Below are 12,464 nucleotides of genomic sequence, written 5' to 3'. Positions count from 1 at the left end.
CGTCATTGACAATATATCGATAAAATGATGATATAAAATCGTTAAAGAGGAGGTGAGTGCAATGACGGCCGGGCCGAAGGATAAGGAAGCAGCAGAGGTCAAGCAGTTTGCGAAAGCGCTGCCAAAGCACCTCAAACCTGTTGCATCGATCGGGCCCATCGTGTCTTCAGCGCATCTTGCCGATGGCGGTTCGCCGGGACTTTCCGAAGTTGAGTATGGTTTGATCCTTGCCTCCCATGCCTTTTCACGCTGGATGGTTCGATGCATGGCTGCTGCAGGACTACCGGGGCTTTCAGCAACAGAAATTCTTATTCTGCACTCGGTGCGTCATCGTGATCGGGAAAAGAAGTTGGCAGATATCTGTCTGGTTCTTGATATTGAAGACACCCACATTGCCACTTACGCTATTCGCAAACTGGAAACTGCCGGATTGGTCACGACCGGCAAAATTGCCAAAGAAAAAACCATCAAAATTACGGACAAAGGCGCTGATGCCTGTGCGCGTTATGCCCAGATACGAGAGCGGTTGTTCGTAGCATCAACGATCAATGCGCGTCCTGCAGAAGAGACTCTTTCGCAGATCGCGGCAGTCTTGCGGTTCCTTTCAGGCGCCTATGACCAGGCGGCGCGCGCCGCCACCACGCTTTGAGGATTCTCGTTTGACCGCTTCCAGTTTTTCTCCGCTTCTGACTGTAGACAAGCTTTCAGTTGAGTTTGGTTCATCACGCGTCGTCAACGAGTTGAGTTTCTCAGTCAGTGCAGGACGCACGCTGACGATTGTCGGCGAATCCGGATCAGGCAAGTCGGTGACATCTCTGTCGGTGATGCGTTTGGCGGATATGATGGGCGGGACGTTTCCTACCGGCAAGATCATATTTGAGAGCGGCAATGGTCTGATCGATCTGACGACTGCCACACAGAAAGCCATGCGGAGCATTCGCGGCAAAGAGATCGCCATGATCTTTCAAGAGCCGATGACATCCCTCAACCCGGTTTTCACCATTGGTAATCAGATTGCCGAAGTGCTGATGTTGCACGAAGGCATGACCAAGACTGTAGCACTTGCTGAAGCGAAGCGATTACTGGACATGGTGCGGCTGCCAGATGCGGTTGAACTGCTTGGCCGTTACCCGCATCAATTGTCTGGCGGCATGCGCCAACGTGTGATGATAGCCATGGCGCTCGCTTGTCGGCCAAGGCTACTCATAGCTGACGAACCCACCACTGCTCTCGATGTGACGATTCAGGCGCAGATATTGACCATCATCCGTGAGCTGCAAAGCGAGCTTGGCATGGCGGTTATATTCATCACGCATGACATGGGTGTGGTTGCCGAGATGGCGGATGATGTCGTCGTCATGTGGAAGGGCAACAAGGTTGAGGAAGGGCCGGTTTCTCAGATATTTTCCAGCCCCAAACATCCTTATACACAAACACTTTTGGCCGCAGTCCCCAGGCTTGGCAGCATGACAGGGCATGATTTGCCCAAACGCTTGCCCTTGACTGTTATGGACGGCGAGACGCCGCGTTTGGTTGGAACGGAGCACTTGCAGGATACTGCCCGATATGATGCGCCGCCTGTCATATCAGTGCGCGATCTCGTAACCCGTTTCGATATCAAAAAGGGCATCTTTGGCGGTGTTACGCACAGAGTGCACGCAGTCGAAAAGGTCAGCTTCGATATTCACCCCGGTGAAACGCTCGCTCTCGTAGGCGAGTCTGGTTCGGGAAAATCGACGATAGGTCGGACGATCCAGCAGTTGCAACGGGAAACGTCGGGTACGATCCTGTTCAATGGGATTCCCGTTTCGGCCATGAATCGCGCTGAGAAGCAACGACTGCGACAGGAAATCCAGTATATTTTCCAAGACCCTTTTGCTTCGCTTGATCCACGCAAAACCGTTGGCTTCTCGATAGCAGAACCGATCTGCACTCATGGCCTGATTGATGGCAGCAAGGGCATTCACAAGCGGGTCGACGAATTGCTGGAGCGGGTTGGGCTGACCAGCGCCCACGCAACACGCTATCCCCACGAATTCTCAGGCGGACAACGGCAAAGAATCTGTATCGCCCGTGCTTTGGCCTCCAATCCGAAACTCATTGTTGCAGACGAGGCACTTTCGGCATTGGATGTTTCCATTCAAGCGCAAATTCTCAACCTCTTCATGGAATTGCAGGAGCAACAGGGCCTCGCCTATCTCTTCATCAGCCACGATATGGCGGTTGTCGAAAAGATGAGCCACCGGGTTGCTGTTCTTTATCTCGGACAGGTTGTGGAGATCGGCACAAGACGGCAGATTTTTGAGACGCCGGCGCATGCCTATACACAACGCCTTCTGTCTGCGGTTCCGGTGGCAGACCCTTCGCGCACCCGCAACCGCGCCATGCTGGAAGGTGAGATACCGAGCCCCATCCGGCGCGCCGATGAGGAACCATTGATTTTCACGCACAAAGAAATTGCGCCCGGCCATTTCGTTGCCGGGGCAATTTAAAGCCGTTTTGACCAAACTGATTTGCAAGAGGAGCAAACACAATGACAAAGAAAAAAAGGGGAATTCACGCAGCGTTTCTGGCGCTTGGCCTCGCCGGATTTGCGCTGGCTGCGACACCTTCCTGGGCCAATGGAACGCTGACGATTTCGTCGCCTCAGGACCCTGGAAGTTGGGATCCGATTGATACGTTTCTCGTCAACTGGGCGTCTGTCGGAACAAATATCTATGACGGCCTGACCTATCGCGGTCCCGATCTGAAACTGGTTCCCGGGCTTGCAACCGCATGGGAAGAACTGGACGAAGGCAAACGCATCCGGTTTACCTTGCGCGAAGGCGTGAAGTTTCACAATGGCGAGCCGTTCAATGCCGAAGCGGTGAAATTTACCTTTGATCGTCTGCTCGGTGAAGAGGGCAAAAAGGGTCCGCAGCGCTCCAATTACGTTGCAATAGAGAAGGTTGAGATTGTCGACGAGAAGACCGTTGATTTCCATCTTTCCGCTCCAGACCCCGTGCTTCTCACCAAACTTGCAGGATATGGCGCGATGATCGTGCCGCCCAAATATATTCAGGAAAAGGGCGATGATTATTTCAACGCTCACCCGGTCGGAACAGGACCTTTCAAGTTCGTTTCCTACGAACCGAAAATTGCTATCAAGCTGGAAGCTTTTGCTGATCACTGGGGAGGTGCGCCGAAAATTTCAAATCTGGATTATCGCTTCATTGCCGAACCCGCAACAGCGGTCGCGGAATTGCAGGCCGGACGTGTCGATCTGGTCATCCCGCCTACAATCCCCGTTGGCATGATCCCCACCATTCAGGCGGACTCGAAGCTTGAGGTGGTCAGCACTGCCGGTCCCACAGTCTATGCGCTGCGCTTCAACACGAAAAGCGGGCCGACGGCAGACGAAAGGGTGCGCAAGGCATTGATCCTCGGCATTGACCGCAATGCCATTATCCAGTCGATCCTTGGCGGAGAGGCGGAACCGATCGCCAGCTTTCAGGGTTCTTTGTCTTTCGGCAATGACCCGGAAATGAAGCCACTTCCTTATGATCCGGAGCAAGCCAAAGCGCTGTTGAAGGAAGCGGGTGTTGCTGCCGGTACGACGTTACAGATCGATGTGCGGGGTAATGACGCGACATTCAATGAAGTGTCGCAAGCGATTGCCAGTTACCTGCAGATCATCGGCATTAACGTTACAATTAAAGCTTATGAAACCAACGTTCTTCTGAACGACATTATTCCGGCCGGGAAGACGGGCGCCATGTTCCAACAGTCTTGGGGTGGCTGGACGCTCGATTACGACAATACCGCTTACTCAATGTACCATTCGGGTGAAAAGTGGAATCCCTATGACAGTGATCCAAAGCTCGATGCCATGCTGGAATCGCAGCGCTCCATCACGGACCGGGCGAAACGCGAAGAAATTCTCAAGTCGATTGCGCATTATACAGCCGACAGAGCGTTGGAAATCCCACTGTATAATTTCAACGCGATCTTTGGCGTGAGCAAACGCGTGAAGAACTTCACACCTGTCCCGGACAGCCGCTTGCGGCTCACGGATGTCACTGTCGAGTAACAACATTTGCCTGTCATCGCGTTTGTGATGGCAGGCAATCTACCTAAGGATTGAGACTTGGCTGCTTTCCTCGTCAAACGTCTGTTGCAGGCCGTGTTTGTCGTTATTGTTGTAACGCTGACCGTGGCCTTTGCAATCAGGCTCACCGGTGATCCCGCATTGATGCTGACCCAGGGCGCGGGGAGCGTGACTGAAGCAGATCTCGCACGCATTCGCGAGGCTTTGGGGCTGAATCAGCCATTTCTTGTGCAGTATTTCAACTTTCTCAAGGGGCTGTTTACGCTGGATTTTGGTCGCAGCTTTCTCGGTGGTACACAGGTTTCCACTTTGATCGCGGCAGCATTGCCGGCAACATTGCTACTCGCCTTCTCCTCATTGATTGTCTCAATCCTCATCTCGATACCGCTCGGTATCAAAGCTGCGACGTCGCGTGGAACTTGGCCCGATCAGCTCATTCGGATTGTTTCTCTTGTCGGCCTGTCATTTCCAAACTTCTGGCTGGCTTTGATGCTTGTGCTGCTCTTTGCGATCAATCTGAAATGGTTGCCGCCAAGCGGCATGAGTGGATTGGAAAGCTTCATCATGCCAGCTTTGACGATGGGAATTATTCTGACGGCAACGAATGTGCGGCTGGTGCGAACCACCATGCTCGAAACACTCAATTCACAGTATATTATGGTGGCCCGTGCCAAGGGGCTGAGCGAAAATGTTGTGCTTTACAAACATGCACTGCGCAATTGCGCAATTCCATTGATTACCTATTTCGGCCTGCAGTTCGGGGCTCTGCTTGGTGGTATTGTCGTCGTCGAACGGGTGTTCAACTGGCCGGGTCTCGGCACATTGGCTTTCGATGCAGTAGGTGGCCGCGACTATCCGGTTCTGCAAGCGGTTATTACTGTGCTGTCGCTGTTGATCATTGGTGTGAACTTAATCGTTGACATAGCTTATGGCCTTGTCGATCCGCGTATCAGGACGGAGTAGAGCCATGTCTTCAGTAACTGGTTCCAGCTCCCGCTTCTCTCGTTTCCGCAGCTTCGAGTTCATTCTCGGTGCTGTTCTGGCCGGCGGGATGTGTCTGGCCGTGATTTTCTCCAGCTACATCTTTCCAGGCGGCGCGGAGAAGATCGATTTGATGGCGCGTCTGCTGCCGCCATTTACCAAATGGGTTCACCCGCTGGGTACCGACCCGTTAGGGCGCGACGTCCTGGCTCGCGTGATTACGGGGGGGAAAATCTCGCTGCAAGTCGGCTTCATATCGGTTGCCGGTGCCGTTGTGATCGGGGTGATCATGGGATTGGTCGCGGGCTATTATCGCGGCTTCTGGGACATGATCCTGATGCGCTTTGCCGATGTTCAGCTGGCAATGCCCTTCATTTTGCTTGCAATCACATTCATCGCTATTGCGGGCGGCGGTCTCACCAATATGATCATTCTGCTGATTGTGTCGCAATGGGTCCAATATGCGCGTCTTGTTCGTGGCTCGGTCCTGTCACTTCGCGACAGGGAGTTTATTTTGTCAGCGCGGGCAATAGGTGTGCGAGACTACCGGATATTGTTGCAGCACTTGCTGCCCAACCTTCTTGGACCCGTCATCGTATTGATGACGCTCAATGTCGCCACCAATATCCTGCTTGAAAGCAGCCTGACCTTTCTCGGGCTTGGCGTTGATCCACTTATCCCAAGCTGGGGCGGTATGTTGGCCGATGGCCGCACCTATCTCCAGAATGCGTGGTGGGTGAGCGTTTTTCCCGGCCTTGCCATCCTGCTGACCGTGCTTGGTCTTAACCTCCTGGGTGACTGGTTGCGTGACAGCCTTGATCCCACGGGCCGAACATCGCGATAGTGAACAAGCCATGACATTGATTTACAACGGCAGCGTTGATCGTACTGTGGATCAGCTCCTGGCGACCTATGGCAAGGAAACCGCGCGGGGTATGCGACTGGAGGCATGGTCGTTTGACGATGCCCCAAACCGGCGGGCAACGGAGGCAAAACTTCGAGAATTTGGCGTGGATGCAAAATTGCGCTCTGCCTACAAGCCGCTCTTGCATTTCTTCCTTGAAGAAGTGGATCTGGTTGATGTGAAAAGCATTGTAATCGGCTATCCCGTGCATGAATTCTGCCCCCATAACCGCTTTTTACTTGAGAGCTACCCTCTCGCCGCTTTGACGGGAACGGCTGAAATCGCATTTGAAATCGGTAGAATCGATGACTTCGTCTACGACGTTACAATGGTCTACAAGGATGGTCGCAAAGTAGAACACGCGATATTTGCACCGAACCGCACTCATACTGATTTTATTGGAGAAACGCTGGTTTCTCCTACCGGCTGGGTCAGACTCAATGGTGAACCGGAAGGAACGCGCGTCGAGACTGATTATGAGGTGTTGTTCCATACAGCAATGCGAATGATTGCGGAATATGACTGGGGGAACAGCGAGCCTTACTTTGAGGAACTCAATATTCGCGCGTCCCTGCCAGTAGCAGATCAGACATTGCCTGTTGGCGAAGAAATTATCAGTCTGCGCGAGGCGCTGCACGAAGACCTCTATTTCTCGCTATTGGAAGTCTTTCAGAAGAAATCCGGCCGACCACTCGGCGACAGGGGATTGCAGCCGGGTCAGATCATTCCGGAAATTACCTTGAGTACAGATTCGCTCATTACGCTTGAAATCGAGACCGTTCCTTTGAACACGGTCCAGCGGGACGGTGAGTTGCAGCCAATGGCAACAGCATCGTCTCCCATTTCGTTTTCGCAAGTAAGCAGTGAACTGGCGAAAATCGGGGGAGATGCGTTCAAAGCCTATTCGCGTGCGGGAAGGGTGGTCGAAGCCCGATATCGCCGCGGTTCTGATGCCGCCATGATGATCAGCGGTGGCCAACATCCGAACGAAACAACCGGTATTGTTGGCGTGTTACGGGCAGCGCAGGAGCTTAGCCTTCGCCCCGGCGCTCATTTCACTGTCTCGCCCTTGGAAAACCCCGATGGCTACGCCGTTCATCGGCGCTTATGTTTAGACAATCCGCTTCATATGCATCACGCTGCCCGCTATACCGCGCTTGGTGATGATCTGGAGTACCGCACTGGCACTGATCTATATGAGAAGGCCATTCGCCTAGAAGCTGAGCGTATCAGTAAAGCACGGCTCCATGTTAATTTGCACGGCTATCCGGCCCATGAATGGACCCGCCCGATGTCTGGCTATGTGCCGCGCGGTTTTTCGATGTGGACTTTGCCGAAGGGTTTCTTCCTTATCATGCGTTACCGGGATGGATGGGAAGAACCGGCGGAGCGTCTGATCGATGCTGTGACACAGCGCCTGACGGCAGTTCCAGGACTAACGGAACTCAATGACAGGCAAATCAGGCTTTACGAAATTCATGCTGGCGAAACAGGTTTTCGAATTATCAACGGGTTTCCGTGTTTGATCTCCATGGACAATCGTCATGCCGTTCCACTGACACTGATCACTGAATATCCCGACGAAACCATTTATGATGAGGCTTTCATAGCTGGCCATACAGCACAGATGCAAACAGTTCTGGCAGCCTATGATGCGTTACAGACTTGTGTCCTGCCGAAAGCTGTTGCCCCGTCCGTTTAAGCGATAAAAGGCGGATTGCACCCTGGCGCTATCCGAATGAGCCGGAGCATTCCATACAGGGCTCACTTTGGGATCGGTCTGCACCTGTGAACTGTGATCTGGCCGTGTTGATAAAGAAGGTCGTGACCGGCCGCCCGCGCGCTTTGCCGGAATGAACGACCCGGCCCACGACCAGTTCTGCGTCGATCAATCTGCGAAGAAGCAAACTGATGGATACGGGGTGCAGCGACAATCGATCTGCCAATTGTTTGCGGGTAAGCCCATCGGTATTTTCCAGAGCTTCCAGGCATTCAAGGAACCGACCGCGATGCAGGGTATGTGCTACGCTCAACATTCTTCTCATTACATTGATAGAAATCACACTGGGGCGGCGGGATTTATTCTTTTCCTACGACCCGATTGTCGGGCCGTCGTCATAGCCGGGCCAATCCTCGTCTGGAATATCGGAGGTGTCGCCGTACGGGACGCCATCAATCTCGTATTTTGTTAGATAACTGCCGAGCAATGTGCCAAAATTATCGGCTCTCGTTTGCTGTTTGCCCTCTTCAATCAGGCCCGGCAACAGCATGGCTATGGCACCCACGCCAGCAGCGGCCAGCCCAAGCACACCGGCTGCTCCGGCAATTGGAAGTGTTCTCAGGACGCTTGGCGCGAATAATCCCAAACCGCCTTCTACAGCCGAAGCAAGACCGGCAAGCGCCCCGAGGGAGCCTGCGGTGATGCTGATACCGCCGCCAACCGTGTCACCCTTGCGGATCGACTGAACACCATCGAATATACCATAGGCACCGGCGACAATACTGGCGAGACCGCCAATGCCCTTGGCGGCATTTTCCGCACGGGTCCAATTGTCAGTCAGTTTTTTGAAGTTATCCTCGGACAGTTTGCCGATTCTCTTGCCGATGGCGGTGTCAGGATGTTTGTCGGCTACGTTATTCAGATATGTCTTCCACGCCTTGATGCCGCCTTCAGTCAGGAGCGTCGCGGTCAGCACCGAGCCGGTGGTTATGTCGACTTTCTGCCGGTCGGTCGGATTTCCGCCACTCTGAATGCCTTTGGAGATCGTGACACCGGCCATGAAAAGACCGCTGACACCATGCAGAACGCCCTTGTCGGCTGCCGCCTTGGCCGAGGGGTTCAACCAGGTCGGGCCAAGCTCGGCGAGCGATTTGGTTCCCTGACGCAGCACATCCCAACTGCCTCGGAAACCGGTCAGAATCTGGTCGGCTGTGGCAACCGTTCCATTCTCGTTGACCAATAATTCCGGATTATCCTTGCTGATCTGCTCGAGGTAGGACTTTACTTTCTCTTCGTCCAATTGATCGCCGCCATCCACGCCGAACGCTCGCTTCAGATCATCGAAAGAGGCATTCTTGAATGCATTGTCCTGCGCAATATTGGAGAAGTTTTCGTTCAGTTTGGTATCGAACGTCCCAGTAAATTCAGGGTCGAGCGCAGCATTGTAAAGCGCAATTTCCGTGCTGAATGCGCTTGCTGCTTCCTCAAACGTATTGTCCTTGAGCAGTTCCTTCAGGCGATCGCCGGATACGAGCGATTTCTCGTAGAAATTCTGGAAATCATCCTTATGTTTGGAATTGTTGACGGCTTTTTGAATCTCACCCGGCTTGTCGATCCCCAATGTTTCCTGGAACAGTTTTGCCGAGCCGTAGAATTCGGCGAGCGCTCCCTGCTGATCGGTTTTGCCGTCCTTGGTATTCGTTTCCCACAGCTTGTCGAGGGCCTTGCCGGACTTGATGTCGTCGTCATAGGTTTTCTGCAGGGCGTCCTTTAAACCCTTGTTCTCTTTCAGCAGCTCGGTCATTTGCTTGGCGCTGTTTTCGTTGAGGTATTTTACCACCTCGGGGTCCTTCTCAAGGATATTGATCCGCTCATTGAGGTCCTTGAGCACTTCCTGCGGGTCCGGATGAGTACGAGCCCGGTTGGCGATGCTGACCTTTGAATAGTCATCCTTCCACATGCCCGACTCGGCACCCTTTATGATCAGTTGCTGGGCGGTCAACAATTCCTGGAGGGCGGCGGCTTTTTCTTCCTTCGAATGCTTGTCGGGGTTTTCGAACAGGTCCTTGTTCAACTTGCTGGTGTCGGTGCCGTCCACCACATTTCCATTGGTGACACCGGACAGGAAGGTGATAGCCGATGCAGCATCCTTTGGAGCCTGTTTTGAAAGCCAGTTCTTCACATCATCCTTGCTGAGATCGCCATCAGGCTTGAACTTCAGCGGATCTTTGGCGGTCTCGATCTTATCGAATGCGCCCGGCTGCGACCAGAAATTGAGCGCCTCTTTGAAATCGTCGCTGATCTGCGGATTTTCATCCTTGTATTTCTTGAGGTCGTCAGCAGTCAGACGGTCGCCAGCGCCGGTTTTTCCCTTGATCGCATCGTAGTTTTGTTCAAGGAGAGCGGCATATTTGGCGATGGTCTTGGACGTATCGTCGGCGTCAGGATTTGCCTTCAGGAAGTCTTTATAACTGCCGATATCCTCGGGTTTCGTCACATCTTTTATAACGTCAAAACCATATTTGCCGAAATCCTGGAGACGTCCTGCCTCCGTACCATGCTTTGCTTCGCCGCTCTTGGTGAAACCGTCAATGCTGGTATTGGAGACGTCGCTTCCGGAGAGGGCGTTTCCCTTGTCGTCATACATTGTGACGCGATCAAGGATCTGGCTCGCTCTATATGCAGCATTGGCGTCTTTTTCAAAATCACCAACGCGTTCCTTCAGCATATCCTTGACGCCGCTCTGGTTTCCCAGATTGGCGAGCAGCGGCGAATCTCCAATGATGTCCTGCGCCGAACGCTTGTCGCTTTCGGGCAATTCCCATTTTATGCCGACTTTCTCGGCCTGCTCACGGGCTTCCTTGTTGTCGCCGACAGACGACAAGTCACTGAGTTCGCCCTTGAGGTTCGAAAAGCCGTATTTACCAAAATCCTGCAGGCGGCCGGCTTCAGTGCCATGCTTCGCTTCACCGCTCTTGGTAAAGCCGTCAATGCGTTCATTATTGACATCCTTGCCGGCGATCCTGTCTCCCGTCTGGTCAAACTGCTTGACGTGCTGAAGCACCTGCACGGCCCGGTATGCAGCATTGGCGTCTTTTTCAAAATCACCAACACGTTCCTTCAGCATATCCTTGACGCCGCTCTGGTTTCCCAGATTGGCGAGCAGCGGCGAATCTCCAATGATGTCCTGCGCCGAACGCTTGTCGCTTTCGGGCAATTCCCATTTTATACCGACTTTCTCGGCCTGCTCACGGGCTTCCTTGTTGTCGCCAACAGACGACACGTCATTGAGTTCGCCCTTGAGGTTCGAAAAGCCGTACTTACCAAAATCCTGCAGGCGCCCGGCTTCCGTGCCATGCTTCGCATCGCCGCCCTTGGTAAAGCCGTCAATGCGTCCATTATCGACATCCTTGCCGGCAACCCTGTCGCCGCTCTCGTCAAACCGCTCGACGTGTTCAAGCACTTGCACTGCCCGGAACGCAGCATCGGCATCTGTTTGGATATTGCCGCCAACCCGCTCCTCCAGCATATCCCTGACGCCACTCTGGTTGCCGAGATCGCGTAACAGACGCGTATCGTTGATAATGTCCTGCGCCGAGCGATTATCGCCCTTCGGCCGCTCCCAGATTATGCCCGCATCTTTGGCGGATTTCTGAGCCTGTTCCCACTTATCAACTGTTTCAGGATCTACGGTGGCCAAGTTTGAACGGTTAACCGGTGCGCCGACTTTCGACATATGACACGCCTTTCCTGTCTCTGTGACGGTTAGGGTCCTGCTACTGAGGGTTGTGTCTAGCTTAAACGCTCCTCTGTGAAGTGCATGTGACAGGCAGTGCGGATTATTGGCGGTCTCTGCCGATCATGGTCTTTGACCCGGGAAATGATCAGCGGGTTTCGAGCAGCGTTTCGATATAGAGTTCGCGCAATTGCATGGCCAGCGGGCCGGGCTTGCCATCACCAATGGGTTGACCGTCAATGGAGATCACGGGCATGACGATGGTGGAGGCGCTGGTAAAGAAGGCTTCGCGCGCCTGTAGCACTTCCTCCACCGTGAAAGTGCGTTCGACGAATGTCAGGTTCTTTTCCTTGACCAGACGCAAGATCGCACGGCGTGTCACACCGGGCAGAACCGCATGGGAGAGGGGACGTGAGACGATTTCGCCAGCTTGCGTAACGATGAAGGCTGTCGATGACGCTCCTTCGGTGACGAAGCCGTCAGCGACCATCCAGGCCTCATTGGCACCGGCTGCGGCTGCTTCCCGCTTGGCCAATACCTGTGCCAGCAGCGAGGTCGACTTGATATCGCACCTTGCCCAACGCATGTCGGGTACCGTGATGACCTCAGCGCCTTTGGAGAGGGCTGCATTGGTCCGCACCGACTTTGCCTGCGTAAACATCACGACAGTCGGTTTCAGATCAGCAGGGCTGAGGAAATCGCGCTCGGAGACGCCACGTGTCACCTCAATATAGATCAGCCCTTCGGTCAGGCCATTGCGCGTCACCAGTTCGTGCTGGATCGCCGTCCATTCCTCCAGTGAATGCGGATTGGGAATTTCGATCTCGCGCAGGGAGCGATCGAGACGCTGCAGATGCGCCTCATTGTCGGCCAGACGGCCTTCGATCAATGCCGTCACCTCATAGATGCCGTCACCAAACAGAAACCCGCGATCCATCACCGGAACGGATGCTGTCTCGATGGGAAGGAATGCGCCATTGATGTAGACGACGCGGGACGGGGATACATCTGCCATGGGAAAGACTTTCTTTTCGTT

General features: G+C 53.7%; 9 protein-coding genes. 6 read left to right on the top strand and 3 right to left on the bottom strand.

The features are described from left to right. Nucleotides 1-61: 61 nt before the first annotated feature. Genes ACYJL1_RS18810 through ACYJL1_RS18785 form a run of 6 tightly spaced genes read left to right on the top strand, consistent with a single transcriptional unit; the run spans nucleotide 62 to nucleotide 7,674 of the window. Nucleotides 62-649, top strand: a complete 588-nt coding sequence (locus ACYJL1_RS18810; RefSeq protein ID WP_460898459.1) for a winged helix DNA-binding protein — start codon at nucleotides 62-64, stop codon at nucleotides 647-649. Between the two features lie 10 nt (nucleotides 650-659). Then, nucleotides 660-2,492: an ABC transporter ATP-binding protein gene (locus tag ACYJL1_RS18805; protein ID WP_460898458.1), complete on the top strand. Its 1,833-nt coding sequence runs from the start codon at nucleotides 660-662 to the stop codon at nucleotides 2,490-2,492. Nucleotides 2,493-2,533: 41 nt separating this feature from the next. Beyond that, nucleotides 2,534-4,069 carry an ABC transporter substrate-binding protein gene (locus ACYJL1_RS18800; RefSeq protein WP_460898457.1) on the top strand — a complete coding sequence of 512 codons (1,536 nt, stop codon included), beginning with the start codon at nucleotides 2,534-2,536 and terminating at the stop codon, nucleotides 4,067-4,069. Between the two features lie 57 nt (nucleotides 4,070-4,126). Continuing rightward, nucleotides 4,127-5,050, top strand: a complete 924-nt coding sequence (locus ACYJL1_RS18795) for an ABC transporter permease (RefSeq protein WP_460898456.1) — start codon at nucleotides 4,127-4,129, stop codon at nucleotides 5,048-5,050. Nucleotides 5,051-5,054: 4 nt separating this feature from the next. Further along, nucleotides 5,055-5,912 carry an ABC transporter permease gene (locus ACYJL1_RS18790; RefSeq protein ID WP_460898455.1) on the top strand — a complete coding sequence of 286 codons (858 nt, stop codon included), beginning with the start codon at nucleotides 5,055-5,057 and terminating at the stop codon, nucleotides 5,910-5,912. Nucleotides 5,913-5,922: 10 nt separating this feature from the next. Next, a complete protein-coding gene (locus ACYJL1_RS18785; protein WP_460899159.1) occupies nucleotides 5,923-7,674 on the top strand; it encodes a M14 family metallopeptidase in 1,752 nt (583 codons plus the stop codon). A 28-nt stretch (nucleotides 7,675-7,702) separates the two neighbouring features. Here ACYJL1_RS18785 and ACYJL1_RS18780 read toward each other — a convergent pair whose 3' ends face one another. The 3 genes from ACYJL1_RS18780 to ACYJL1_RS18770 all read right to left on the bottom strand — a co-directional run bounded on the left by ACYJL1_RS18780 (nucleotide 7,703) and on the right by ACYJL1_RS18770 (nucleotide 12,443). Beyond that, complete coding sequence (locus tag ACYJL1_RS18780) at nucleotides 7,703-8,008, bottom strand: hypothetical protein (protein WP_460898454.1); 306 nt, start codon at nucleotides 8,006-8,008, stop codon at nucleotides 7,703-7,705. Between the two features lie 54 nt (nucleotides 8,009-8,062). Continuing rightward, entirely contained in the window at nucleotides 8,063-11,428 is a 3,366-nt protein-coding gene (locus tag ACYJL1_RS18775; protein ID WP_460898453.1) for a type III effector HrpK domain-containing protein, read from the bottom strand. Between the two features lie 148 nt (nucleotides 11,429-11,576). Next, the gene (locus tag ACYJL1_RS18770; RefSeq protein WP_460898452.1) at nucleotides 11,577-12,443 is read right to left on the bottom strand and encodes a D-amino-acid transaminase; all 867 of its coding nucleotides are present in this window, start codon (nucleotides 12,441-12,443) and stop codon (nucleotides 11,577-11,579) included. Nucleotides 12,444-12,464 lie beyond the last annotated feature (21 nt).

It is taken from the genome of Phyllobacterium sp. K27 (assembly GCF_054796155.1).
Note: the sequence above shows the minus strand (reverse complement) of the source record. Positions and strands in the feature narration are given on the sequence as shown.

Coding starts and splice junctions, on each gene's coding strand:
- ACYJL1_RS18810 (WP_460898459.1), top strand. CDS start 62: ATGACGGCCGGGCCGAAGGATAAGGAAGCAGCAGAGGTCAAGCAGTTT.
- ACYJL1_RS18800 (WP_460898457.1), top strand. CDS start 2,534: ATGACAAAGAAAAAAAGGGGAATTCACGCAGCGTTTCTGGCGCTTGGC.
- ACYJL1_RS18790 (WP_460898455.1), top strand. CDS start 5,055: ATGTCTTCAGTAACTGGTTCCAGCTCCCGCTTCTCTCGTTTCCGCAGC.
- ACYJL1_RS18785 (WP_460899159.1), top strand. CDS start 5,923: ATGACATTGATTTACAACGGCAGCGTTGATCGTACTGTGGATCAGCTC.
- ACYJL1_RS18780 (WP_460898454.1), bottom strand. CDS start 8,008: ATGTTGAGCGTAGCACATACCCTGCATCGCGGTCGGTTCCTTGAATGC.
- ACYJL1_RS18775 (WP_460898453.1), bottom strand. CDS start 11,428: ATGTCGAAAGTCGGCGCACCGGTTAACCGTTCAAACTTGGCCACCGTA.
- ACYJL1_RS18770 (WP_460898452.1), bottom strand. CDS start 12,443: ATGGCAGATGTATCCCCGTCCCGCGTCGTCTACATCAATGGCGCATTC.